This is a genomic window from Paenibacillus rhizoplanae (genome assembly GCF_042684125.1).
Classification (GTDB): Bacteria; Bacillota; Bacilli; order Paenibacillales; family Paenibacillaceae; genus Paenibacillus_AQ; species Paenibacillus_AQ rhizoplanae.
The window spans coordinates 22,656-47,492 of record NZ_JBHUKY010000025.1; the positions used below are offsets into that span (position 1 = coordinate 22,656).

18 protein-coding genes are annotated in these 24,837 nt (G+C 51.4%); 13 read left to right on the top strand and 5 right to left on the bottom strand.

The genetic code is table 11. From position 1 onward, the window contains the following. Positions 1–11 precede the first annotated feature (11 nt). From ACFSX3_RS15520 to ACFSX3_RS15530, 3 genes are all read left to right on the top strand, one after another. Positions 12–356, top strand: a complete 345-nt coding sequence (locus ACFSX3_RS15520; RefSeq protein WP_209993083.1) for a hypothetical protein — start codon at positions 12–14, stop codon at positions 354–356. Between the two features lie 21 nt (positions 357–377). Continuing rightward, positions 378–2,819: a DNA gyrase subunit A gene (gyrA, locus tag ACFSX3_RS15525; RefSeq protein WP_209993084.1), complete on the top strand. Its 2,442-nt coding sequence runs from the start codon at positions 378–380 to the stop codon at positions 2,817–2,819. A gap of 189 nt (positions 2,820–3,008) precedes the next feature. Further along, positions 3,009–3,452 (top strand): MarR family winged helix-turn-helix transcriptional regulator, encoded by a 444-nt coding sequence (locus ACFSX3_RS15530; protein WP_209993085.1) that lies wholly within the window; start codon positions 3,009–3,011, stop codon positions 3,450–3,452. 92 nt (positions 3,453–3,544) lie between these two features. Here the strand turns inward: ACFSX3_RS15530 and ACFSX3_RS15535 are convergent, their stop codons facing one another. Together ACFSX3_RS15535 and ACFSX3_RS15540 are read right to left on the bottom strand one after the other, a co-directional pair. After that, entirely contained in the window at positions 3,545–4,291 is a 747-nt protein-coding gene (locus tag ACFSX3_RS15535) for an RluA family pseudouridine synthase (RefSeq protein WP_209993086.1), read from the bottom strand. Between the two features lie 3 nt (positions 4,292–4,294). After that, positions 4,295–5,158 carry a class I SAM-dependent methyltransferase gene (locus ACFSX3_RS15540; RefSeq protein WP_209993087.1) on the bottom strand — a complete coding sequence of 288 codons (864 nt, stop codon included), beginning with the start codon at positions 5,156–5,158 and terminating at the stop codon, positions 4,295–4,297. Between the two features lie 246 nt (positions 5,159–5,404). Between ACFSX3_RS15540 and ACFSX3_RS15545 the strand changes: the two genes are divergently transcribed. The 4 genes from ACFSX3_RS15545 (at position 5,405) to ACFSX3_RS15560 (ending at position 8,140) form a co-directional block, all read left to right on the top strand. Continuing rightward, positions 5,405–6,223, top strand: coding sequence for a helix-turn-helix domain-containing protein (locus ACFSX3_RS15545; RefSeq protein WP_209993088.1), 819 nt, complete (start codon positions 5,405–5,407; stop codon positions 6,221–6,223). A 104-nt stretch (positions 6,224–6,327) separates the two neighbouring features. Next, a complete protein-coding gene (locus ACFSX3_RS15550) occupies positions 6,328–6,693 on the top strand; it encodes a VOC family protein (RefSeq protein ID WP_209993089.1) in 366 nt (121 codons plus the stop codon). A gap of 212 nt (positions 6,694–6,905) precedes the next feature. Then, positions 6,906–7,358: a flavodoxin gene (locus ACFSX3_RS15555; RefSeq protein ID WP_209993091.1), complete on the top strand. Its 453-nt coding sequence runs from the start codon at positions 6,906–6,908 to the stop codon at positions 7,356–7,358. Further along, on the top strand, positions 7,307–8,140 hold the full coding sequence (locus tag ACFSX3_RS15560) for a hypothetical protein (protein ID WP_209993092.1): 834 nt from the start codon (positions 7,307–7,309) through the stop codon (positions 8,138–8,140). The genes ACFSX3_RS15555 and ACFSX3_RS15560 overlap by 52 nt, the downstream gene beginning before the upstream one ends. Before the next feature lie 116 nt (positions 8,141–8,256). Here the strand turns inward: ACFSX3_RS15560 and ACFSX3_RS15565 are convergent, their stop codons facing one another. The 3 genes from ACFSX3_RS15565 to ACFSX3_RS15575 form a co-directional block, all read right to left on the bottom strand. Beyond that, positions 8,257–9,114 (bottom strand): GNAT family N-acetyltransferase, encoded by an 858-nt coding sequence (locus tag ACFSX3_RS15565; RefSeq protein WP_209993093.1) that lies wholly within the window; start codon positions 9,112–9,114, stop codon positions 8,257–8,259. A gap of 12 nt (positions 9,115–9,126) precedes the next feature. Continuing rightward, on the bottom strand, positions 9,127–9,402 hold the full coding sequence (locus ACFSX3_RS15570; RefSeq protein ID WP_209993095.1) for a GNAT family N-acetyltransferase: 276 nt from the start codon (positions 9,400–9,402) through the stop codon (positions 9,127–9,129). 106 nt (positions 9,403–9,508) lie between these two features. Next, positions 9,509–13,981: a non-ribosomal peptide synthetase gene (locus ACFSX3_RS15575; RefSeq protein WP_209993097.1), complete on the bottom strand. Its 4,473-nt coding sequence runs from the start codon at positions 13,979–13,981 to the stop codon at positions 9,509–9,511. A 155-nt stretch (positions 13,982–14,136) separates the two neighbouring features. On the opposite strand from ACFSX3_RS15575, the gene ACFSX3_RS15580 reads away from it, so the two are divergent. The 6 genes from ACFSX3_RS15580 (at position 14,137) to ACFSX3_RS15605 (ending at position 24,810) form a co-directional block, all read left to right on the top strand. Then, positions 14,137–15,216 (top strand): serine hydrolase domain-containing protein, encoded by a 1,080-nt coding sequence (locus ACFSX3_RS15580; protein ID WP_379313007.1) that lies wholly within the window; start codon positions 14,137–14,139, stop codon positions 15,214–15,216. Between the two features lie 188 nt (positions 15,217–15,404). Further along, the gene (locus tag ACFSX3_RS15585; protein ID WP_379313009.1) at positions 15,405–18,449 is read left to right on the top strand and encodes a cyclic peptide export ABC transporter; all 3,045 of its coding nucleotides are present in this window, start codon (positions 15,405–15,407) and stop codon (positions 18,447–18,449) included. Next, entirely contained in the window at positions 18,449–21,181 is a 2,733-nt protein-coding gene (gene uvrA, locus ACFSX3_RS15590) for an excinuclease ABC subunit UvrA (RefSeq protein WP_339218643.1), read from the top strand. Before ACFSX3_RS15585 ends, uvrA begins: the two co-directional genes overlap by 1 nt. A gap of 13 nt (positions 21,182–21,194) precedes the next feature. After that, positions 21,195–22,223, top strand: a complete 1,029-nt coding sequence (locus tag ACFSX3_RS15595; protein ID WP_209993100.1) for a class I SAM-dependent methyltransferase — start codon at positions 21,195–21,197, stop codon at positions 22,221–22,223. Between the two features lie 21 nt (positions 22,224–22,244). Beyond that, complete coding sequence (locus ACFSX3_RS15600) at positions 22,245–23,663, top strand: condensation domain-containing protein (protein WP_209993102.1); 1,419 nt, start codon at positions 22,245–22,247, stop codon at positions 23,661–23,663. Next, positions 23,656–24,810: an archaeosine biosynthesis radical SAM protein RaSEA gene (locus tag ACFSX3_RS15605; protein ID WP_209993104.1), complete on the top strand. Its 1,155-nt coding sequence runs from the start codon at positions 23,656–23,658 to the stop codon at positions 24,808–24,810. The genes ACFSX3_RS15600 and ACFSX3_RS15605 overlap by 8 nt, the downstream gene beginning before the upstream one ends. The last annotated feature ends 27 nt before the right edge of the window (positions 24,811–24,837 follow it).

Consider the following 24,837-nt stretch of genomic DNA (forward strand, 5'->3'; position numbering starts at 1 on the left):
AGTAATGGGAAGTGACGATTACTTCCGCTGTTTTTAATTTTTTGATGATCGGTTTAAGTGATAGCGAATGTTTTCTCAATGGGTTTGGAACTGAAATTGTGAAAAATTATAGAAGGGGAAGTAACGGAGGGGATTTTGGAACTGCAGGAGCGGTAGCGACCGCCTTTGTCTCCGGATTTCTACCGCGATCAGCGGTTTTAAATCAAGAAATCTGGGGACAACAGCGGCCGAAAGTCCAAAACTCACCGCAGTTACGGTCATCCCTTCTATCCGATTTACGATTTTGTTCTAATGAATTGAGAATCTCAGGCGCGCAGCGGCCAGATCATCAATCTTTAAAAACGTGGACAGAATGAGGAACAGAAGGTGATTAGAGAATGAGCAGTTTATCAGAGCAATTTTTGCCGGCTTTTCTGGAAGAGGTCGTGGGTGACCGGTTTGGCCGGTATTCCAAATATATCATTCAGGACCGGGCGATTCCGGATGTACGCGACGGACTGAAGCCCGTGCAGCGCCGGATTCTGTATGCCATGTACGATTCCGGTAATACGCCGGATAAGCCCTACCGCAAGTCGGCCAAAACCGTCGGTGATGTCATGGGTAACTACCATCCCCACGGGGATTCCTCGATCTACGACGGGATGGTGCGGATGGCACAGCCTTGGAAGATGGGGCATGTGCTGGTGGACGGACACGGCAACTGGGGTTCCATGGATGATGATCCGGCAGCGGCTATGCGTTATACCGAAGCCCGCCTGTCTCCGATTGCCTTGGAGATGATGCGCGATATTGAGAAGCGCACCGTTCTTTTCAAGGACAACTTCGATAATACGGCCAAGGAGCCGGTGGTCGTTCCCTCCCGTTATCCGAATCTGCTGGTGAACGGGACAAGCGGAATTTCTGCCGGATTCGCCACCGAGATTCCGCCGCATAACCTGCGGGAAGTGATTGACGCCTGTATCGCTGTGATGCAGAAGCCGGATATTGCCCTGGAGGATATCATGACCTTCATCAAGGGGCCGGATTTCCCGACAGGCGGAACTATTATGGGCGGAGACGGCATTATGGATGCTTACCGCACCGGCAAAGGCCGTATCTATCTGCGTTCCAAGACGGAGATTGAGAACCTGCGCGGCGGCAAGCAGCAGATCGTGATTACCGAGGTGCCTTTTCAGATCGTGAAGTCGCGGCTCGTGACTGCCATGGAGAACATCCGTCTGGAGAAAAAGATCGAAGGGATCGCCGAGGTCCGCGATGAGAGCGGCCGTGAGGGCCTGCGCATTGTGGTGGAGCTGAAGAAGGAGGCGGATGCCCAAGGCGTCTTAGCCTACCTGCTCAAAAAAACCGACCTGCAAATCACCTACAACTTCAACATGGTGGCCATCGTCAACAAGGCTCCGCAGCAGCTGGGACTCAAAGCAATTCTTGAAGCCTACATTGCTCATCAGCGTGAAGTGGTCAGCAACCGTACCCGGTTTGATCTGGAACGGGCGGAGGACCGTGCCCATGTCCTGGAGGGACTGGTCAAGGCGCTGAACATTCTGGATGAAGTGATCGCTGCCATCAAGGCCTCGAAGAACCGTCAGGATGCCCAGAATAATCTGGTATGGATGTTTGGCTTCAGCGAACGACAGGCTGATTCTATCCTTACCTTGCAGCTCTACCGCTTGACCAATCTTGAGATTCACTCCCTTCAGAAGGAGCTGGATGAGATGATGGCCCGGATTGCTGTTCTGCAGGGGATTCTGGACAGCGACAAGAAGCTGATTACCGTCATCCGCAAGGAGCTGCTGGAGATCCGTGACAAATACGGAATCGACCGCCGTTCCCTGATTCAGGGAGAGGTGGAGGAGCTTAAGGTCAACATGGAGGTGCTGGTGAATGCGGAGGATGTACTGGTTGCACTCTCTGCTGACGGCTATATCAAGCGGACCGGCATGTTGTCCTTCACCCGCTCGGGCGGGGAGCGTAACTCTTCAGGCGTCAAGGAAGGCGATCATATCGTCAAGCTGCTGGATTTAAATACCCGGGAGAGCCTGCTAGTCTTCACCCGGAAGGGCCAATACTTCCTGCTTCCGGTTCACCAGATTCCGGAGTTCAAATGGAAAGAGCCGGGGACGGCCATCGTGAACGTGATCGGACTGGCGAAGGGAGACGGTGTCGTCAGTATGCTGCCGGTCGGCAATCTGGAGGACCCGCAGGCGAGTCTAGTCTTTATCACCCGTAAGGGCCAGGTGAAGCGTACCGAGCTCAAGGAGTACTCTACAAGCCGTTCCGGAGCCGTTGCCGCCTGTAAGGTGGCCGAAGGCGATGAGATCATTACAGTGGCGCTGAGCAGCAACGACAAGGACATTGTGCTCGTTACCCGTGAGGGCATGAGCATCCGTTTCCGTGAGAATGAAGTGAATCCTATGGGCCGGGTGGCCACAGGAGTTAGGGGGATACAGCTCCGTGAAGGAGATGAGGTCGTCTCCTGCTTCTGGGTCAGTGAGGATGAAGGTGAGATCCTGGCTATTTCGGACATCGGCTATGCCAAGCGTTCCCTGATGGTGGATTATCCTTCCCAGAGCCGTGGAGGCAAAGGGATGCCAACGTTCGAGTTCAAGGAGGGCAAGCGTGTCCGTCCGAACGGCAGCAGGCTGGTCGGTGCATTCTACTGCAAGCAGCCGCTGGAGCTGACCGTCATCACTCAGAGCGGGGCTGTGCATTCGTTCTCCTCTGAATCAGCACCGATTGCTGAGCGCCGTTCTACAGGCAAGCAACTGGTTGCCGTCGAGAAGAAGGACGAGATTTCCATTCTTTTTCAGGCTGTAAAGTAATATCAAGTAAGAATATAGACCGCTCAGAACGGCGCGGGCAGCTCAGGAGTAACTGGCTGCCCGCGCTTTTAATTTAGGGCGAACAGTTGCAGTTAAGATTTTATTTTTTAACCCTTGAAGGAAATGGAAGTTTTCTGGCGAAAAAGTAAATATACCAGTTTGAGATACGCAGGAAAGGAAGGAATAAGTGTGCACTCCACTGAATTCAGTAAAATCTGGCATAAGATATTAAAAGACTATAAGTTACATATGGACAGCAAGCTTGCCCCTACATTGACTGATGCCCAGCTTACCGTACTGGAATTGCTGCAGGAGCGTGACGCGATGAAGCCTTCTGATTTGGCTCCTCATCTGGCGACCAGCCCGGCGGCTGTGACGATGCTGCTTGACCGGATGGAGAAGCATAATCTGATTATCCGTGAACGCGATGTCTCGGACCGCAGAATTGTCTGGGTGAGCATCACCGAGACAGGCCAGCAGGAGACGCTGCGCGGACTGAAGGTCCGCAGTGACTTTTTTGCCGAAGCCCTGGACCCGATTTCCTCCCATAACCAGCAGCTGCTGCTCTATCTCATGGGGAAGATGGCTGTTACCCCGGCGGTGGAGAGCGCCGCTTCCGTACAGTCCGTATAAGCAACAACACTAATCGCTTCAGCGGGAAATAGAAGAATAAGATATCGAGTGAATTTGAAAATTATTATATTTCAAAAAAAGCAGGCTGTCCGTTAAAGGATAGCCTGCTTTTGAATTTGTGGAGTCCATAGATTCCAGGGATAGGACCGGGGAGGCAAGGAGAGCAGCTCCACTTCCTCTTTGGTCACCGGATGCGGGAAGCGGGTGAGTGCAGACCATAATGCAATTTGCTGTCCCGGTCTGTTCACGGCCGCGCCGTACTTCTGATCTCCGTAGAGCGGACAGCCGATAGCGCTTAGCTGTACGCGGATCTGATGGGAGCGGCCGGTCAGCAGGTCAATCTTCAGCAAGGAATACCCCTCTGCGCTGCCGATGACCGTATAATCGAGAATAGCCTCCTTACCGCCCGGTGTTCCCCGGCGGACCACCTGGACGGTATTGCTCTTCGCGTCCTTCAGCAGCGTATGCTCAAGCCTGGCCTCTGCGCCAGGAGGCTGACCATGCACCACCGTCAGATACACCTTCTGGAAGGCGTGGGTACGGACACTCTCGGATAGCCGGGAGGCCGCCTTCGAGGTCTTGGCGAAAATCATTGCACCGCCTACAGGCCGGTCCAACCGGTGAACCAGGCCCACGAAGACGTTACCCGGCTTCGCGTAGCGTTCCTTCACATCTTCCTTCAGCAGGGTCAGCAGATCCGGGTCGCCTGTAGCATCCTCCTGAACGGGAATATTCACGGGCTTCACAACGCCGAGCAGATGGTTGTCCTCATATAAAATTTCGAACCGCGAGGGGCTGCTGCCGGATTCTCCTGCTGCTGCGTTATTCGTTCCGGTCATGGCTTACGCCTCCCAGCGGCCCAGAATCCCGCAAGGCAGATTCATGCCGGAGGCTGTAATCGGCAAGCCGATCTCACCGGAATTCAGCTTGCCGCCATAGCGCTTACCCATGGTCATCGACAGCATGTTGCGCAGTACGGTTGGCGAGATGCCGGTCGTGTAGGAGTTAATCAGCATGAATAGCGGACGGTCGCTCATAATCTCCATGCAGCTCTCCAGGAACGGATAGAGACTGGCTTCCAGCTTCCACATTTCACCGCCCGGACCTCTTCCGTAGGACGGCGGGTCCATAATAATTGCATCATATTTGCTGCCGCGGCGCTGTTCGCGCTGGACGAACTTGAATACATCATCGGTAATGAAGCGGAGCGGCTTGTCGGCAAGACCGGACAGGGCTACATTCTCCTTGGCCCATTGCACCATTCCTTTGGCCGCATCGACATGCACGACGGATGCTCCGGCACTTGCTGCCGCAACAGTGGCTCCGCCGGTATAGGCGAACAGGTTGAGGACGGAGATCGGCCGGTTAGCCGCAGCGATCTTGTCCATCATCCAGCGCCAGTTGGCCGCCTGCTCCGGGAACAGGCCGGTATGCTTGAAGTTCGTCGGGCGGAGGTGAAACTTCAGCTTGCCGTAGCTGATTTTCCAGTCCTCCGGTATCGTCTTCTTCATCTCCCACTGCCCGCCTCCGGCGGAGCTGCGGTGATAATGTCCGTGCACATCCCGCCACTTGGCGCTCTCGCTGGCCAGCGGCCAGATGATCTGCGGGTCCGGCCGGCGCAGGATAATATCGCCCCAGCGTTCGAGCTTCTCCCCGCCCCCGGTATCGATCACTTCATAGTCTTTCCAATCACTGGCTATATACATTATTAATCCATCCTTCAAAAAGTCATTTAGCCTTTATTGTACAACATTTAAGCACGCATCTACAAACAAAATGGTTGCAGGTTTTCGACTACTCCCAGTGTAGCCAACAAGCAGCAGTCGTATAATATTACCAGGAAACGCAGGGCAGATCATTTCACTCGGAAAAGGAGGCGTTCTGGCGCTTCGTACAGGGATTGTGTATGATCTGAATACAAGGTTACAGCAATGGAAGGAGGCTGCACTCAGATGTATAATCTTTCGGCGCTGTATCATCCGATTACGGCCAATCCGGCCGGGGGCGGCGAGTATCTGCCGGGCAGGCTGCTTCAGCCGTATATCCGCTGCTTCTGGGGATCAGGAGCACTGCCCATGAAGCCGCAGTTGACGGAGACAATCATACCTGACAGCTGCATGGACATCATATGGGAATGGGATGAGCGGACAGGGGAGTCCGGCGGGATTTTTTGCGGAATTAACGACACGCCGTTCGAGACAGGACAAGCAGCACAGCCTGCGTCCATACAACGGTTCGCCATCCGGTTTCACTTCTGGGCCGTTCATCTGTTCGCAGACGAGCCGCTGACAGAGGTGCTGAATGTTCATGTGCCGGTGGAGTATTATTTCCAGACCTTCCGTAAGGAGCTGGGGGACAGGCTCCAGCATATCCGTACAATGACTGAGCGCATCGCTGCTGCTGAAGCGTTCCTTCTGCGGAGATTGGAACGGGGAAACCGCAGCAGTGACGGGATGATGAACGCAGTCCACAGGCTGCTTACATCGAGAGGCAGCATGACGGCAGGGGCGCTGGAGAGCAGCTCCGGCCTAAGCAGCCGCCAGCTTGAACGGCTGTTCCGGCAGCATATCGGCCTTCCGCCCAAAAAGGTGGCCGATCTGATCCGCTTCCAGAATGTCTGGCGGGACCTGTACCGTGCTCCTCAGACCAAGGGTGTAATGCAAGATATAGTCTTTACCTACGGGTACAGTCACCAGTCGCATTTGATCAACAATTTCAAGAAATTTGCAGGCAGAACCCCGCTGGATGCGCTGAGTCATGCCCGGCGCTGATGTCGTTTTTTTGCAATACAAGCTATTCAGGCAGAAGTACAATGAGGATAGACGGCTGAGACCAGCCCGATCACATCACAAGCAATGAAGGGAAGGATACAATTATGATTACAGCTTTTGACGGCATCAATCTGTACAGTAAAGACCCGGCAGCTCTGGTAGCGTTCTATTCGGAGGTACTGGGCATCCCGGTTCCATTCGAGGGCTATGGAGAAGCAGGCGGGGCCAAAATTGCGATAGACGCCAGTCAGCCCGGCATCATTATATGGAATGCAGACAAGTGGGAGAACCTTACGACAGGAACCGTTAATCTGGTATTCTCCTGCGGCAGTCTGGACGAAACGTACGAGCAGCTGAAGGCGAAAGGACTGGATTGCCAGCCTCCGGCAACCATGGAGTACGGCGGTAAAGAGATGAATTTCCGTGATCCCGACGGCAACGCAATTACCTTGCTGGAAGGCGGATATTGATTATTCCTCACATTTCGCATCAACAATAACATTAGCGAGCAGCGTCAGCTCCGGGCAGAAGTCATGTCCTGGAGTGGCGCTTTTTTTATATATATTGACAATGATAATCATTATCAAATAGAATGAGGGTAATACAGCACAGCAAGGCATAGTCGGCTTGCAGGCTGGATATAGAGAATACATTTCATTTGGACCCTGGGAGGATAAAAGTCATGGCTAAAGTGCTAGTGGCATATGCCAGCTTGACGGGCAATACGGAGGAAATCGCTGAACTGATCGTGGAAGGAATACGCGCGGCAGGCGGAGAGGCCGTTTTGAAATCGGTCATGGACTGCAATGCGGATGAGATAAAAGCTTATGAGGCAGTACTGCTGGGTGCGTACACCTGGGGCGACGGCGAGCTGCCGGATGAATTCCTGGATTTCTATGAAGAGCTGGATGAGCTGGATCTCAGCTCCTGTAAGGCAGCGGCCTTCGGAAGCGGAGACACCGGATATGAGATCTACTGCGGGGCCGTGGATCAGATTGAAGAGAAGCTGAAGGAGCGCGGGGCCGAGATTGTGCAGCCCAGCCTGAAGATTGAATACGGTCCGAATGCAACGGAGAAAGAAGCTTGCCGCACTTATGGACGCCAGTTCATCGAGATCTGCGCGGCGGTCTCTTAAGGATGGGCGCGGCGGCAGGAGACTTCACAGGAACGAAGCCGGATGCTGAAGCTGTCCGGTACAGACGTCTGAATGATTACCGCATGGAGCATATCATGCTGGGCGGAGCGGAGGTGACCGGCAGCGGAGCTCCCGCTACGGGGCTTCCCCGCTGGAGACAGCAGGTTCAATATGCAGTCGGACATACGCTCAATGACTTCTACAGTCTGCGGCCCGAGGTACGCCGGGAGACGCCTGTCCAGTTTCTGCTGGAGCGCCGCTGGCCGCTGAAGGGCAACGCTTTTCCTTCCCTGATGCATTACTGGGACGTCAAGCAGGCAGTGGCCGATGAGCTGATGCGGATTGTCGCGGGCAGTCACACCGGAGAGATTCCGGTGATGCGGTTTGAACAGTGGCATGTTTCTGTACGGGAGCTTGAGATTGAGCTGGCGGTGATTTTTCAGCTGGCCTGGAATTCGGAGCTGGCGGGGCGCAGTCTGAATATCCAGAAATTCATGGTACACGCTGACCAGCAGGTGATGACCGGATTTCTGCATATGGCGAATGTGTTCTGCCATAAGGCTTACGGGAAGCCGGCGGAGACCATCGCCATCTACTCGCTGCTGGATGGCCGCAGGCAGCTGTATGACGGAGCAGACATGCCGCTGCAGGAATCGCTGGATTATGTACGCCTGCTGTCTGTCTTCCTGGAACGGGAAGAACAGGCGGAGGGCTGCGTGAAATGCAGCAACCGCCGCAGCGACCGGGATGAAGCTCAGGTGCGGGGCTACGGGCTGATGTAGAAGCAGACGATGGCTTTGAGAAGACAAGAAAAGCATCTCCTTCAGGGTCATTTGACTGTGAAGGGATGCTTTTTAATTGTAGGAAATGTATGTTTCTTGAAATACTCGTTGGCAGGTTAGCTGTTCAAAGGATGGGTGTAATAATCCTGCTGGCTCTGAACGACGAATCCGCAGCTCTCATAGAGCTTCAGCGCATTCGGGTTATCCAGCGCAACCTCCAGATTCACTCCGTTATAATTCCGCTGCTCACGCTCGATTGTCTGCTGCAGGGCACTCCGGCCGATGCCGAGACCGCGCAGCTTCTTATCCACCGTGAATCCGTAGATCCAGGTTTCGTTGTCCTCGGACCACAGGCGCATTTTCCCGGCGGGCTGGCCGCTAAGCTCGATGATGATATGCTCCTGGGAGGCTTCCTGTTCCTGCTGCGCATACATTTCAGCAGCGTCCTCCTCAGTCATCTGGAACCCGTCGCAGTCGAAGGCGATGAGCAGAGGCGTCTCCTCCGGGCGTGCAGGCCGAAGCAACACATTGCCGGAAGCCGAGCTGGCCTCTGAGGCTTTAACCTTGCTGCCTGCGCCATCCCATTTCATTTGAAACTCCGAATGGCTGAAGGTAAGCGGCAAGTTTTTCAGATAGGCATTGCCTGAAGCTGAAGCCGCAGGGGTGTTAAGCAGCAGTGTCTTCACTTTATCCTGCCGGATGATGGTCTCTGCCTGCTTCCAGAGGCCACTGAAGATCCCCCGGCGGCGGTAGCCCGGCCGGACCATGCCGCATACCTCCATATCACCGCCGATACCGTACAGGCCGATGAATCCGGTCAGTAGCTCCCCCTCATAGGCTAGCAGCCACTCTGCACCGCCAGCTTCCCCCGGATGCCGCAGCATATCCCAATTCAGCTTCAGCGAGATCCCTTCATATTGCTCGCAGCGCTGCTGGAGCTCTTCAATTTGTTTCAATAGATCAGCCTTAATCAATCTTGCTTCCTCCTATTTGAGCACATCCCGGTACTCCGCATGCTTCTCGAACTGATGCGCTGCATACGGGCACTCCGGTACAATGTGCACGTTCTGTTCACGGGCCAGGTCAACGACCGCCCGCACAAGCTTCTCTCCCGCACCCTGACCGCGCAGATCCTCGGAGACAAAGGTATGGTCAATCACCAAATCACCTGTAGTCTTGTCCGCTTTGTATGTAATCTCGGCCAGGTCCTTCCCGTCACCAGCGATATAGAAACGTCCTTCTCCCTTAGCAATCTGTTCCATGTATCTTCACTCCATTCGGGTATAGTGGTTTTATTTTACTACCCTGTGCGGCAAAAAGCGAGAAGGGGCATGCAACCTTATGCCATCACATTAATGTTCCGAATCACTATTCAAAAAGCTTGTCCAAGTCCTGCTGGCTGATTCCGGCCCATTCAAAGTCAGACGGGGAAAAGCTGATACAAGTCTGAGAAGACGCCAGGTCAATCAGCCGTAACAAATTGGCGGAATAGAGCCTGTTGAATTCTTCCATTGACTCCCTGTTATAGATCTCCCGGCTATATTGAATGGAATAATGAAGCTTATGTTCTGCAATCATACAATTGAGCTCAATCACAGGAGTCAAGGCTTCTTGCTCTCCCATAGCAGGAAGGACTGTATCATGTACATAAATATAATTATCGTTCATAGGTTGACTGTCAAAGTTGCCCAAATAATTGAACCGGACCTGGCTGGGCTCTTTATCGCGGGGAAGCCCGCCGGTCAAATATTTGAGTACGCCATAACCCATTCCATAATTCGGTACGCTGTGAATCTGTGTCTTCACATGGTGGATCAGCTCTTCGAAGGTGCCCTGTACGCGTATTCTTAAAGGATATATTGTAGTGAACCAGCCGACTGTTCTTGAGACATCCAGTGCATCCAGGTGCCGGCCGTGATGTTCGATTTCATAGGTGAAATCATCAAGGCCCGCCCAATCGCTCAGCGTTACCGACAGGGCGGCAAGTAGCATGACCTGGGCATCCGCCCGGAAGACCCTGACCCCTTCCCGCTGCAGCGCCTCTGTAGCGCCTTCTGATAATTCACCAGTCATAGTCTGCCGGGAGGCATAGCTTGATGTCTTTATTCCGGAGGGTAAAGGAAGCTTGGTACGGTAACCAGCGGCTTCAAGCCAGTACTCCCTTTCCTGATAGATGCTTTCTGATTCCGACAGTGCCTGGACCGCCGCTGCGTATTCCTGGTAGGAGTCGCTCTTATCAGGCAGCATAATGTCTTTACCCTCCTGCATCGAATGGTAAGTGTTGAACAGGTCCTCCAAGATGATTCTCCAGGAGACACCGTCGATCACCAGATGATGCGCAACAATCAACAATTCCTGCCGCTGGTCAGGATATTCAATTAACGCGGCTTGAATGGGGAGCCGCTTTGAGATATTGAGCTCTCCGACCAGTTGATTGAATGTGTTAAGACGTTGATCTGCCTTCGAAGCGGTACCGTTTAATCCGCTTGTGTGGAGATGCAGGCAGAAGTGCTTCTGCGAGAGGTCATCATTGTAGAACAAGCCTCTCTCCGGTGTATAGCTTAACCTGAATATATCATGATGCGCGATCAGCTTACGGAAAGACTGTTCAAGGATACTGGCCGTGGCTGGTTCCGTTAACCGCAGCAGAACAGATTGGGTATAGCGGTGGGGGTCAGTCAGTTGCAGATTCAAGAACCAGGAGACGATGGGAGTGAGTCGGATTTCTCCCGCTGCGACGCTGTGAGCTGGGGAGGGCTTCGGTGTAACGGTATGAGTCGCGAGCTTGGCAATATTACGGTATGTCATAATATCTTTGGCTAACATTTGAATGCCCTGCTGGTTGAGTCTGGAGGCAATCTGAATGGCTTTGATGGAATCACCGCCCAAGGTATAGAAGTCGTCAAAGACTCCGACAGCCGGCAGCTCCAGTACTTCCCTCCAGACAGCGGCCAGTATTGTTTCCCGTTGATCTCTCGCTTTTGCAGGTGCCGTATCTAAATGCTGGTTGATGGAGGGAACCGGCAGCTGTTTTACATCAATTTTCCCGTTTGGAGTCAAAGGGAATGAAGGGATACGCATTAGGTGATGGGGAACCATGTACCCTGGCAGACGGGAATACAGGTAATGCTCCACGTCTTCCTGGTTGATCTCCTGATTCGATTGATAATACGCACATATATATTTACTTCCGTTGTCTGGTTCAAGAAGCTTGATGGCAGTTTGAAGAATGCCGGTATACTCCGAGAGCACATTCGCGATCTCTCCCAGCTCGATTCTATAACCCCTTATTTTGACCTGCGAATCCATTCTTCCCTTGTATTCCATTACCCCGTTCTCGAGCCACATCCCCGCATCTCCGGTCCGGTACATCTTTTTGCCGGGTATAAAGGGATTGTCCACGAATTTCTGGGCAGTTAGTTCCGGTTTATTCCTGTAGCCGAGAGCTACTCCGTCTCCTGATATATAAAGTTCCCCCTTGGTCAGCACAGGTGCCGGCCTTAAATACCGGTCCAGGATATAAATCATGACATTGTCTGCTGGAAGCCCGATAGGGACAGAAGAGCGCTGGTCTTGGTCATAATCATAGTGGTGAATCATGCAACCAACGACGGTTTCGGTAGGGCCGTATTCATTATAGATGTTGATGTTTCTCCGGAATTTCTCATAGATGCTCTTTGCCAGGCTGACCTTCAAGTTCTCTCCTCCGACAATAAAGGTTCTGACATTCGTCCGATCGAAATTTATGTCTTGGAGCAGCAAGAGATGGGCGGGGGTGAGCTTGATAATGCTGGCCACCTGATCCTGGATAATTCGCTCCAGCACGAATTCAGAGCGGTCATCCCTGTAAATGACGATTTGATGCCCTCCGATCAATGGCGTGAAAATGGAGGTGATGGTCAAATCAAACGCGACTGAAGAGTATAAAGCAAACACTTCCCGTTCTTGATCCGTGTAGGTCTTGTTGGCCCAGCAGATGTAATTGACAAGCCCCTGATGGTGCACCATAACGCCCTTGGGCTGTCCTGTGGAGCCGGAAGTATAAATAATATAGGCAAGGTCTCCCGGACCGCTAACGGGCGACAGATTTGAGCCGTCTGCTTCATAAATTGCTGCATCCTGCAGCATGTATTCTTCAACTGGCGAGCTGAAACTGCCGGTCAACGTTTCATCTCTCAGAACCAGAACAGCGCCGGAATCCTCCAGCATATACCGGATGCGGCTCGCCGGTGATTCGGGGTCCAAGGGTAAAAAAGCTCCGCCTGCTTTTAACACTGCCAGTATAGCGGTAATTAATTCAAAAGAATGAGGGGAGGCGATACCGACCACCGAGCCAGGCCCGATTCGCATCCGGCGCAGAAAACGTGCTAAACGGTTCGCCTGCTCGTTGAGTGTGTTGTAACTTATGGCGGCATCGCCCATTCTGCATGCGGTTTGCAGCCCGGCCCGCTCCGCTTGTGCCTCAAATAGGCGGGTGATAATATCAGCAGAAGGATAGGGGCAAAAAGTGGCGTTAACGTTATAGGTTAGCTCATGGCATTCCAGGGGAGAAAGAAGAGGGATGTCGCAGATCCGGCTTTGGGGCTGGGAAATTATAAAGCGGATAATATTCAATAGCTGCTCACCGAGCTTATCCACTTGGATTTCACTGTATTCCTGGATGCGGTAATCGAGATCGACAGCAATTTTACCGTTCTCTTCCCAATCCCTGATGACAATCTGCAGCTTATACGGCTGGTTTCCATTGAATATTTCCGTATTCTCATAGGGACTTCCGTCAAATTCCGGGCTGAATTTTATGCTGTAATAATTGACGCAAAGATCAAAGAGGGCTGCATGCCCATGTTTCTGCAAATTCAGATCTCCGGCTAACAGGTTGTAAGGATACTTCTGGTGGACATAGCAGCCCATTAGCTCACGTGCCGTTTCTTTTAGAAATACACCAATCTCTGCAGTTTCCGTAATAGTTTTACGGAAGGGCATAGTACTGGCGAACATTCCGAAGGTATGCTTCTCTTTCCTCCCTGAGCGGTTAAGCACCGGCGTTCCGATAATGGCATCATCCTCGTTCATAACTACATGCATATAGATGAGCACGGAAGATATGAACAGGGAATTAAGTGAAAGCCGGTGTTCGGCTATAAACGTCCGGATCTCTGCAGACAGGCCGCTCTCGAGTGTCCAAGTCTTTCTGGAGGCGGCTGTTTCCAAATGATTGGCCATTGCCATTGTTTCGGGAAGTATAGCAAATTTTTCATTCCAAAAGCTTCTGTTCTTCAAAAAACGCTCTGACTGTAAGTAAATCTGTTCCTGCTCTATAGCATCAACATACGATGGAACTGCTTCAACACTTGATGGCATTTCATTTACAAGCTCTGAGTAATAGCGGGCGATGGATTCGCCGGCAATCTGCAGGGACCAGCCGTCGGCGATAATGTGATGGAATTTTCCGACATAGCCCATATCGAAGCTCCCGATTCTGAACATGGCAAAATAAAAGAGCGGCCCGTTCAACAAGGTGAAGCTGGTCTGTCTTAAACGATCAATCCATTGTTCGAAGCCGGCTGCAGGGTTATCCGTGCTGCTGAAATCGAAAAAGTCGATCTGTGCCGGCTCATATGGTTTGAAAATCTGCACGGGCTCACCGTTCTGCTCATTAATCTGGAGAGTGACACCGGCATGATTGGCAATAAACAGTTCAATGGCTTGGGATAACTTCTCCAAGCTGAGATTCTTCCTTATGCGCACCAGGCCTAGAATATTGTGCATAGCGGGATTGCCGTGAATTTTTTCATTGTTCCATATTCTCGTTTGGGGCTGGGTGAGTTTATACTGCATCATAGTTCCTCCAGATTAGTGGAATGAGGATGAAATAAATAAGAAAACTTCATAGATATGTAGTCATTGCCATATATTTGATTTGATGTTATCGTAACAGAAATACATATTCAAGATTCAAAACCAAATAATAGGTGAACTTTTTGCGGGGGATACCGATGCCGAAAAAAAATGATATATTTATAGATTTAGAGCGCGAGATGAAATCGGAAAATGTTCCGGGAATGGGAGTTGCCGTCTTCAGCCATGGGCAAATCATCTGGCAAAAGGGCTTTGGTGTGTTGGAGAAGGGCAAGGCCCGTCCAGTAAAGGTGAATACTGTTTTCCATGCCTGTTCGATCAGCAAGATGTTTACCGCTGCGGGGGCTCTGAGACTGGTGCAGGAGGGCAGGCTGGGACTGGAGGATGATGTGAATGGCTATATGCGTTCTTGGAAGCTGCAGGATAATGAATATACAGCGGATACGAAGGTGACACTGCTTCATTTGCTGTCTCACCAGGCAGGATTCATTGATCCTGAAGGCAGCTTCGATGTGCTCAGCAAGCTAGAACAGCCGCCAGCAATGAACGATATTCTGTCTGGGCAGACGCGATTCCTTCAGGAACCGTTGCAGTCATCCTGTACTCCGGGAAGCAGGTTCTCATATTCGGATGCAGGCTATTGTCTAGTGGGCCAATTGATCGAGGAAGTGACCGGGATGCCCTTTAGCACAGCCATGAACCGGCTGGTGTTACAGCCGCTGGGTCTGCAGCGGTCTTTGTTCTGGAACATATATAAGGTGAAGAAGCCGCGCGGGACTTCTGCCGGGCATGACCCGCACGGCACAACGGTGAAGGGGAAATATCCGTTTTATCCCTATCCGGCTGCGGCAGGCTTATGGTCTACTCCCGGTGAGCTGGCGGAATTCGTGGTTCGGCTGCTTGCTGCTGGAGCGGGCGGGCGTGATTTTATTCTAAATCCGGAGTTTGCCCGACTGATGCTTAGCGCTCACGGCTGCAGTGAGGAAGCGGGTCTTGGCGTATTTGTTCCCCGTGATGCGAAGGGCCAAGTATATCTGGTCTCTCAAGGCTGGGGTATCGGCTTCCAATGCAAGGTTTATGCATTTCCTGCAGAAGGAAGCGGTGTTGTCGTCATGATGAATTGTGATCCGGGCAAACCGCAGAATGAGTCTCTGGTAGGGAAGATTATCAATAAAATCGGGGGCAGGAAGGGCTGGCCTAGTTGTCAATCGATGTAAGGTCATAGAATATTCAATTGTTTGAAAATAGAATATATGTTAGAATTTGTTTTGAGCATATGTGAAATAATACACAATCTTGCATCTCAAGTATTTATCATTTCAAATTTTTGAGAGAAAGTTGGAAACGGGAGATGGAGCTTGCACAGAGAAGAAATTGCACAAAAGGACTGGTGTCAATCCTATGCATGTTTTTACTAGCATGCTTTGTTGGCCAGAGTAGGGTTTATGCAGCACTGGACAGTGTGAAGGCCGGAGAAATTGAAACTTTTGTCCGAACCAAAATGAAAGAGGGCAAAATACCGGGAATGACCGTAGTCATCGTGCAGGGCAAAGAGATTTCCTATATGAAAAATTTCGGTTATGCGAATATAAAGAGCAAGGCCCCTGTTACTCCCCAGACTAGTTTTGAAATTGCCTCGTGTTCCAAAGGGTTTACAGCCCTTGCTATTCTCCAATTAGAAGCTCAAGGGTTACTAAAACTCGATGACCCTGTGTCCAAGTATTTCCCCTGGTTTCACGCAGAATATAACAACCGCTCCTTCCCCATTACCCTTCGGCAGCTACTGCATCATACCAGCGGTATTCCCTGGTACACGATCACCGATATTCCCGTCTCCAATGAACCCAATGCCTTAGAAGAAGTCGTACGTAACATTGACGGGGTCCGTCTTAATCATCAGCCCGGTGAACAGTTTGAGTATGCAACGATCAATTATGCTATCCTTGGAGCGGTTATTGAGCGGGTAACTGGCAAGTTCTATGAAGATTATATGAGAGACCAGGTATTTCTGCCGCTCGGACTTAAACATACAACCTTATATCCGGAGACGGCAGGTTCAACGCTTGCCACCGGCTATAAGACAGGATTCTTTCAAGCCAGAGAATATGCTTCACCCACCTTTCGCGGTAACCGGCCAGCGGGTTACATCATCATGGATAGTGAGGACCTGGCGAAATGGCTGATGTACCAACTAGGAACTGTAACCTCTCCGCTGACTCCGCTGATTATGAAGACCCATGAGCCTGACCGCACGGTACCGCCCAGCAAGTTCGACTACTCTTCATATGCAATGGGCTGGGCAGACTACCAGCACGGAAATGGTGAACTGTCCAAAGCCGGACTCAATCCTAACTTCTCCGCGTACATGGTGCTTCGGCCGGAAGATCAGCTTGCTGTCGGCATAATGGCCAACAATGGCACGACCAATACATATATTACGGGCCATGGAATCCTTGATATTCTAAGGGATAAGAAGCCTGTCTCTCCCTATGAGCCTGACCAGAAGCTGGATAACGCCTATTCGGTAATTGCCATCATTATTGCAGGCTTTGTACTGGTCATTACCGGGCTGCTGGGATGGACGGTTACCGGCATCCTCCGGAAGAATCGTTCCTGGCAAGCGCCGGGGCGCAAGGCTCTGATTACAGGAATTGCATTAATAGCCGCTTCGGCGCCGTTTGTGTACGCCGTATTTTTAATTCCGAAGGCCATGCAGGGGGTATCGTGGAGCACAGCCATAGTCTGGTCTCCAGTCAGTCTTCCGGCAGCAGCAGCAGCAGCGGCCGCAACGGCAGTCCTGAGCTGCGTATATCTGATTTTGTCTACAGTATTTCCGGAAGCTAATGAGAACAAGCGTCCCATTCCAGCATTAATCATGCTTGGTCTGTTAAGCGGTGTTGCGAATGCCGTTGTCATTTTCATTGTCAACTCCTCTGTGGGTTCCGAGATCCCGCTCCGCTACTTGCTGTATTACTTCCTGCTGGCGCTGGCTCTATATATCTTTGGACGAAAAATCATTGAAACCAAGCTGATCAAGCTCACCTATCATTTGATCTATCAGAGAAGAATGGAGCTGCTGCGCCGGATTCTGAATACCTCATATCCCAATCTGGAGAAAATGGACAGCGGCAGGGTTATAGCCACCTTAAATAACGATACCGAGCTCATAGGATTATCCGCCAATGTGCTGGTGGGATTCGTAACCAGTCTCTTAACCGTTATCTGCTGTTTCATATATCTTGGAACGATTTCTTTCTGGGGAACGATAATTTCCCTGGTAGTAATTGCTGCGATAGCCGGCCTTTATATGATTGTCAGCAATATGGCTAACCGTTATTGGGAAGAGGCCAGAGATACGCAAAATGTATTTATGGGCCTTATCGACAACATGTTGAAGGGATATAAGGAGCTTAGTCTGCACCAGCGTAAAAAACTACAGTTCCGCGGGGATGTGCAGGACAGCTGTGAGCAATACCGCGATAAGCGGATTCTATCGAGGATTAAATTCACCAATGCACTGGTAACCGGTGAATCCCTGCTGATCTTAATTCTGGGCGTAGTCATCTTCTTCTTTCCCAAAATATTTCCGGATATCAAAGACTTTACTCTGATTAAGTTCATTATCGTATTCCTTTACTTGATCGGTCCAATTAATGGATTGATGCAGGTGATTCCCGATATGCTGCAAATCAGGGTGTCATGGAGAAGAGTTGAAGCTTTTAATCAGGAAATGCCTGATAGGAGCCTTGACGAAGGCAATGAATGGAACTCACTCACCGAAGAGGGCGGGATCGAGAGTATTGCTTTCCATCACCTGATATTCTCTTATGCTGATACGGTTGGAGAGCGAAGCTTTACAGTAGGTCCTGTCTCTTTTGAAGCAGAGCGGGGGCAAATCATATTTATCACCGGCGGTAACGGCAGCGGCAAATCGACCTTAGCCAAGCTGATTACCGGTCTATACCCTTCTCAGGAGGGATATATCGCCATCAATGGCAATGTCATTGAAGCGGGCAGTGCAGGAGAGTATTTTTCCGCAATATTTTCTGATTTTCATTTATTTGACCGCATCTATGATATTGATTACGAAGGGAAGCAGGATGAAATTGACCGTTACTTGAAGATGCTGGATCTGGACGGCAAGGTCAGCATTGATAATGGCAGGTTCAGTACGCTCAAGCTGTCAGGCGGCCAGAGGAAACGGCTGGCGTTGTTAATTTGTTATCTGGAGGACCGGCCAATCTATCTCTTTGACGAGTGGGCGGCAGACCAGGACCCCGAATTCCGCAAGTTTTTCTATCTGACGTTGTTACAGGGGATGCGGGCGGAAGGCAAGATTGTAATTGCCATTACGCATGACGACCATTACTTCGATCTGGCAGACCGTCTCTTTAAGATGGATGCAGGCCAACTGCTGGAATTGGGCAATTTCAAGAATAAGGTGGGATAATGTTGCTGCAGAATCAGATCTATATCAAAGGCGCCAGACAGAACAATCTCAAGAATATTACGCTTCATATTCCCCGGGACAAGCTTGTAGTCTTCACCGGTGTCAGCGGCTCAGGCAAGTCCTCTCTGGTATTCCATACGATATACGCCGAAGGGCGCCGCCGGTTAATGGAATCATTGTCCGCGTACGAACGCGGCAGTCTGCGCAAGACAGACGAAGCGGAGGTCGATCTGATCGAGGGTCTCTCCCCGGCCATAGCGATCGAGCAGAAGACCGTGTCACGCAACCCCCGTTCCACAGTCGGGACATTGACCGATATCGGCTCCTATCTGAGGCTGCTGTTCTCCCGGGCGAGCAGAGCGGTATGTCCGCACTGCCAGCGTGAGATTCCGGTCAATAAGAAGAGAACCCTGATCCGTCAGCTGATGGAGTACCCGGAGGGGACGATGCTTGAGATCTATTCGTTAGATGATGTTCTTATCAAGACGTTTATTGTACAGCCTCAGCAGCACAGATCGCTGGAAGCAATAATCAATACCCAACTGGAGGCTGGAGAGGGCTTCATGAAGCTTGGTGTGAAGCGGGATGGCATGCTGACATTTGACCCGGAACTTGGTTGCAGTGACTGCGGAATCGTGGCCCATGAGGCGGCGGCCGGTGCATTCAGCTTCAATACACCCTTGGGCGCCTGTCCGACGTGCACCGGTCTGGGCAGACATTATTACGTGGACCCGGACCTGGTCATTCCGGACAAGACAAAAAGCATAGGTGGCGGCGCTATACAACTAATCGGCTGGCAGTGTGAACAGGACAAGTTCGCCAAGAACCGGAAGATATTTGAAGCATTGGCGAACCGGTATCATTTTGATCTGTTTACCCCGGTGGAGCATTTATCTGAAGAGGCGCTGAATGCTGTGCTGTACGGTACGGACGGTGAGAGAATACTGATTGAGAATCCCTCTATTGGCGGCAAGCCGATGAATGAGAGATTCGCAGGAATCATTAACATCGTGTATGAGCGGTTTAATAGCTATGCAAAGAATGAGCTGAGTGAAATTAAGGGTGAGGACAAGAGTGTAATACGGGAGCAGCTCTGTCCAAAGTGTGCGGGTACGCGGCTGAAGAGTCAGCGGCTGCTGTACCGGATTAACGGGCAGAGCATTCACGACTTATCCGAGATGCCGATTCAGGAGCTGCGGGAATTCTGCCAGGGGCTGAATCGGATGGGGCTGAGCCGACAGGAGGAAGCCGTGGCTGAGCCTATTTTCCGGGAAATAGCTGCCCGGCTAACCTTTTTAATTGAGATAGGCCTAGGATATTTAAGTCTCAGCCGGCCAGTGACTATGCTCTCGGGGGGAGAATCCCAGCGGGTCCGCCTGACCACACAATTAAACTCGGGGCTAATGGGGATGATTTATATTCTGGATGAGCCGACTGTCGGCCTGCACTCCAGGGACAGCGGGAAGCTGCTTCGCATGCTGCAACGGCTTAGGGACTTAAATAATACAATTCTTGTGATTGAGCATGATGAAGAATTCATCGCAGGAGCCGATCATATCGTGGAGATCGGTCCCGGGGCGGGAGTTCAGGGTGGAGAGGTTGTCGCACAGGGAACTGTGGGGCAGTTGAAATCCAGCCCGTTATCCTTGACAGGCCAATATCTGTCAGGGGCGAGAGTCATTGAATTGCCCCGGAGACACAGGCTGCAGAAGATGGATGTCCATTCAGACCACATTCGCTGTCTGGAGATTATTGGCGCACGGGAGAACAACTTAAAGAATATCAACGTACGGATTCCTTTGGGCTGTTTTGTCGGGATTACAGGGGTGTCGGGCTCTGGAAAAAGTACGCTGGTTAATCAAGTCTTGGTAAAGAATCTTCGTACCCGTTTTGAGCGGCGGGCTTCAAGTTTGCCTGCGGATCCTAACATCAGAGGCATTGAATGGATCGAAGATGTGGTTTATATGAACCAGCAGCCAATTGGCAGGAATTCGCGTTCCAACCCGGCAACCTATATCGGAATCTTCGACTACATTCGCCGGCTATTCGCAGCAACAGCACAGGCGAAGGCGGCGAAGGTAAAGGAAAATTCATTTAGCTTCAATACAGCGGGCGGCCGTTGTGAGGTATGTTCCGGACTTGGTGTACTGGTGACCGAAATGCAGTTTATGTCGGATATCGAGGTCGTGTGTGAAGCCTGCAAAGGACAACGGTTCAAGGAAGAAATTCTTGACATTGCATACCGCGGGAAAAACATTGCTCAAGTGCTGGAGATGAGCGTAGCGGAGGCCGTTGACTTCTTCGGGGACCAGCATCATATTCATCACAAGCTGACGTTAATGAACCGTCTGGGCATGGGCTATCTCATTCTTGGACAATCGGCTGTCACTCTCTCGGGCGGCGAAGCGCAACGGATTAAGCTGGTGGATGAGCTGGGCGGTGCGAAGAAAGGCATCGGCAAGCTGTACATCCTGGACGAACCGACAACAGGGCTGCATTTCGCCGATATTCAGAGGCTGCTGAATATCTTTCAGGAGCTGGTTGCCGAGGGGAATACGGTGCTTGTCATTGAGCATAACCTGCAGTTGATCAAAACACTCGATTACATTATTGACCTCGGGCCCGAAGGCGGGAACCGTGGAGGACAAATCGTCGCTGCCGGCACCGTGGAGGAAGTGGCCGCCGTGGAAGCTTCTTATACCGGGCAGTATCTGCGACAAATTCTTGGCTGAGCCGGAGGGAACGATGACTACAATTGCGCAATGTTTAAGGTTCCTGCCTGTGGAACCGCTCAAGCATTATATTCACAAAAGGTATAACAATCTGCCATGGGTCCACAAATTCGGGCTGGACCATATTCACTTCCAGGGGGAAGTGCTGGTTATTCATCATTCCAAGCCCGGATTCATAACATTATCTGCCGGACAAGCCGAAGAGCTTAAACAGTCGGTGAAGGAAGGGAGGACAGACTCGGCTGTACTGGATCTTCTGCCGGAAGACTGGTTCCGGGATACAACCGGCAGCGGGTTGATTGACGGGTTGCTGGACAAGGTGCTGATTCCGGGACTCTTTGAACGGCTGACACCGGAAAACTTGAAGCTGGATGTAACCGATCCGGAATCACGGCGTCTACGCGCCATTCTGGAAGGAGTACCTGAGCGGATGCCGCTGTTTCCGGCAATTCAGAACCCTTATGAGCTCAGGGAATTTCTGGAGCTGGTCCAGAAGCGCAAGCCTAAGACAGTAGTGGAAATCGGAACAGCTGGAGGCGGCGTATTCTACAGCCTGTGTCAGCTGGCGGATGCTAATGCCCGCCTGATCAGCATTGATTATCCGGGAGGCCCTTACGGAGGCGGACAGGATGAGTACGAGGTGCAGTTGTACTCCGGCTTCGGCGCACCGGGCCAACAGCTCTCTTTTATCCGGGACCGCTCATTCCACCATTCCACCAAGCAGGATTTAATCAGGCTCCTGGGGGACAGGCAGATTGATCTGCTGTTTATCGACGGGGATCATTCCTATGGCGGAGTTAGTTCAGACTACCATATGTACCGCCAGCTGGTATCGCAAGGAGGAATAATTGCCTTTCATGATATCCACCTGCATCCCAAAACTTGGGGCCGGGGATACGACGTCGGAATTTACTGGAATGAGGTAAAGCTTCTCTGCAGCACCTGCACAGAGATTTCCGATCCCGAGGGGAGCCGGGAACCGTCGGGCTTCCAGCAGAATGGAAGGTCCTTATCCTACGGGATTGGAATTGTTCACAATTAACGGGATGAGGAGGAAGCTGTCATGACCAACCACCGTCCGATCCGAAAAAGTCTGGTAGAGGATATGCTTAAGCTGACTTCCATGCAGGAAGGGTTATTGTACCATTGTCTGCGGCAACCGGATTCCGGCTTATATTTCGAACAATACAGCTATTCCCTGCACGGGCCAATGGATATTACCGCCAGCGTAAGAGCCTGGAATTGGACGATACGCCATAATGAGATGCTGCGGACCGTGTTCCGCTGGGAGAATATCGAACATCCGGTTCAGATTATTCTCAAGCACCGGCCGATTACCATGACCGTGCATGATCTTACGCTGCTCAATGAAGCGGACAAGGAGGAAGCCTGGAAGGGAATTCTGCAGGCAGACCGCTCCAACCCGTTTCAGCTGGAGGAACTTCCTTTGTTTCGGGTCATGGTCACCGAGTGGGATGATAACCGGTTTGTCATGACAGTCAGCCATCACCATATTCTGTATGATGGCTGGAGCAACGGAATTATTCTCGGCGAGTTCATGGAGGCTTACGAAGCATTTCAAGCCGGAAGGCGCCCCCAAACGATACATAAGCCCGGCTTCAGGGAGTATCTGAAATGGCTGCACGGACAGGACACGGGCGGGAGGCAAGAATTCTGGCAGCAATATTTGCAGGGATATGTGGTTCGTCCATTGCTCACGCAGAATATCGGTTCTATGTCAGCCGGAAGCAACGAAGCCGGATACGATTCCTGCATGATCGAAGATGGGCTAAGACAAGACCTGATGCATGCGGCCCGGGCAACTGGGGTGACGGTGGGTGACATTTATACGGCGGCATGGGGATTCTTGCTGCAACAGTACTCGGGACAGGACGATGTCGTGTTCGGGGTCACCGCATCCGGACGCAGCGGCAACCTGCCGGGGATAGAGCAGATTGCCGGGCTGCTCATGAATACGGTCCCGGTGAGGGTACACGCAAATCATGAATCCAGAGTTATCGATGTCCTGCTGAATATCCGGCAGTCCAATCTGCGGAGACAGCCTTATGAGATTACTCCACTAGTCGATGTGCAGGAGTGGATGGAGGCCGGCAGCCGGAAGGAGCTTTTCGATACACTGCTGATTATTGAGAATTACCCGTTAAATATCCGAACATTCGGGAATCTGCAACTGGAGGATTTCTCTGGCCACAGCTCTACGAACTATCCTTTATTGCTCTCCATTACAGATATTCATCAGACAGCTTTTCATTTTGTCTATCACACAGAGATCTTCAACATGGAAGACATTGCCTTGCTCCGTGAAAGATTTGTAGGAATGTTAAGACTTATGCTTGCGGATCTGCAGCAGCCGGTGGGGCAATTGGGTAGTCTGACCGACCTGGAGCGGGAGCTGAACCAGCTCTGGGAAGTAGAATTCAAACTTCAGCCGGTATCAGGAAATGGAGGACATTATGAGTAATCTTAACAAATGGGGTGGGATGGACTCCTACACCTGGACGGGTTCCAAAGAAACCGTAAAGTATTACCGCCAGATTGCAAAGGCTATGGAGGCTATACATGCTAAGATCCCCAAGCAGGATTTCCATCTGAATACGGTCGCCACGGAGACGGATATCCGGGAGGAGAATTTCCAGGGAATCCAATACAAACGTGCCGTTATGTATCTGATGTCTAACGGCTGTGAATGGGCGCTGAAGAACGGTAATGGCTGTACCATGTGTGGTCATTTGGCGAAGCAGACCCGGTCCGATACAGCGATCTCGGCGGATAATTATATTGCGCAGTTTGAGAACGAGTTCAAGCGTATTCCATTCGATCAGTTCCCGCTCTTAAATGTGTATAATAACGGATCCATTATCAATGAACGAGAGATTCCTTCGGAGGCCTTGTGGAGAATTCTGCAAATGATTGGTGAAACGCCTGAAATTAAAATGCTGGTTGTGGAGACCCGTCCCGAGTTCGTTACCGAAGAGAAGATTAGGGAGATCAAGCGGCTCCTTCCAAATAAACATATTGAAATAGCGATGGGACTGGAGCTCGTCGACGATTTCCTGCGGTATGTTTGCATCAATAAAGGGTTTACGCTTAAACAATATAACAAAGCAGCAGAGATCATTACCCGAGAGATGCACATGCGCACGTATGTCCTATTGAAGCCCCCTTTTTTGACAGAGATGGAGGCTATTGAACAAGCAGTACTGGCTGTTGAACATTCCTTCCGGGTCGGAGGGACGACAGTATCACTGGAAACCTGCACCATCCAGGACTATACTCTGGTCCAGGTTCTGAGTGAACGCAAGGGATACAAGACGGCCTGGTTGTGGAGTATCCTGGAGGTCGTCAAGCGTACAGCCCACCTTGGAAAATTGATAGTCGGGTTGTTCCAGTTCTATCCTTCGCCGGTGGGAGTGCCCTATAATTGTCCGGAATGCAGCGACAGAGTGCTCGCAGCCTTGAAGGAATATAACCGAACATTGGATATATCTGCACTGGACGGCCTGGATTGCAGTTGCAGGCAGCAATGGGAAGCGGAACTGCGGGAGGAGCCGCCAACTTTTGAGTCCCGCCTGGCTGTTCTGGAGGATGAGTGGAAGGCTGCCGACTAGTCCAGGTGCTTGGATTGTATACAAAGG

Excerpts from the sequence above, each read along its gene's own strand:
- ACFSX3_RS15550 (WP_209993089.1), top strand. The coding sequence starts at position 6,328 with ATGATTACAGCTTTTGACGGCATCAATCTGTACAGTAAAGACCCGGCA.
- ACFSX3_RS15575 (WP_209993097.1), bottom strand. The coding sequence starts at position 13,981 with ATGATGCAGTATAAACTCACCCAGCCCCAAACGAGAATATGGAACAAT.
- ACFSX3_RS15585 (WP_379313009.1), top strand. The coding sequence starts at position 15,405 with ATGTTTTTACTAGCATGCTTTGTTGGCCAGAGTAGGGTTTATGCAGCA.
- gyrA (WP_209993084.1), top strand. The coding sequence starts at position 378 with ATGAGCAGTTTATCAGAGCAATTTTTGCCGGCTTTTCTGGAAGAGGTC.
- ACFSX3_RS15535 (WP_209993086.1), bottom strand. The coding sequence starts at position 4,291 with ATGACCGGAACGAATAACGCAGCAGCAGGAGAATCCGGCAGCAGCCCC.
- ACFSX3_RS15545 (WP_209993088.1), top strand. The coding sequence starts at position 5,405 with ATGTATAATCTTTCGGCGCTGTATCATCCGATTACGGCCAATCCGGCC.
- ACFSX3_RS15555 (WP_209993091.1), top strand. The coding sequence starts at position 6,906 with ATGGCTAAAGTGCTAGTGGCATATGCCAGCTTGACGGGCAATACGGAG.
- uvrA (WP_339218643.1), top strand. The coding sequence starts at position 18,449 with ATGTTGCTGCAGAATCAGATCTATATCAAAGGCGCCAGACAGAACAAT.
- ACFSX3_RS15540 (WP_209993087.1), bottom strand. The coding sequence starts at position 5,158 with ATGTATATAGCCAGTGATTGGAAAGACTATGAAGTGATCGATACCGGG.
- ACFSX3_RS15570 (WP_209993095.1), bottom strand. The coding sequence starts at position 9,402 with ATGGAACAGATTGCTAAGGGAGAAGGACGTTTCTATATCGCTGGTGAC.
- ACFSX3_RS15605 (WP_209993104.1), top strand. The coding sequence starts at position 23,656 with ATGAGTAATCTTAACAAATGGGGTGGGATGGACTCCTACACCTGGACG.
- ACFSX3_RS15600 (WP_209993102.1), top strand. The coding sequence starts at position 22,245 with ATGACCAACCACCGTCCGATCCGAAAAAGTCTGGTAGAGGATATGCTT.
- ACFSX3_RS15580 (WP_379313007.1), top strand. The coding sequence starts at position 14,137 with ATGCCGAAAAAAAATGATATATTTATAGATTTAGAGCGCGAGATGAAA.
- ACFSX3_RS15595 (WP_209993100.1), top strand. The coding sequence starts at position 21,195 with ATGACTACAATTGCGCAATGTTTAAGGTTCCTGCCTGTGGAACCGCTC.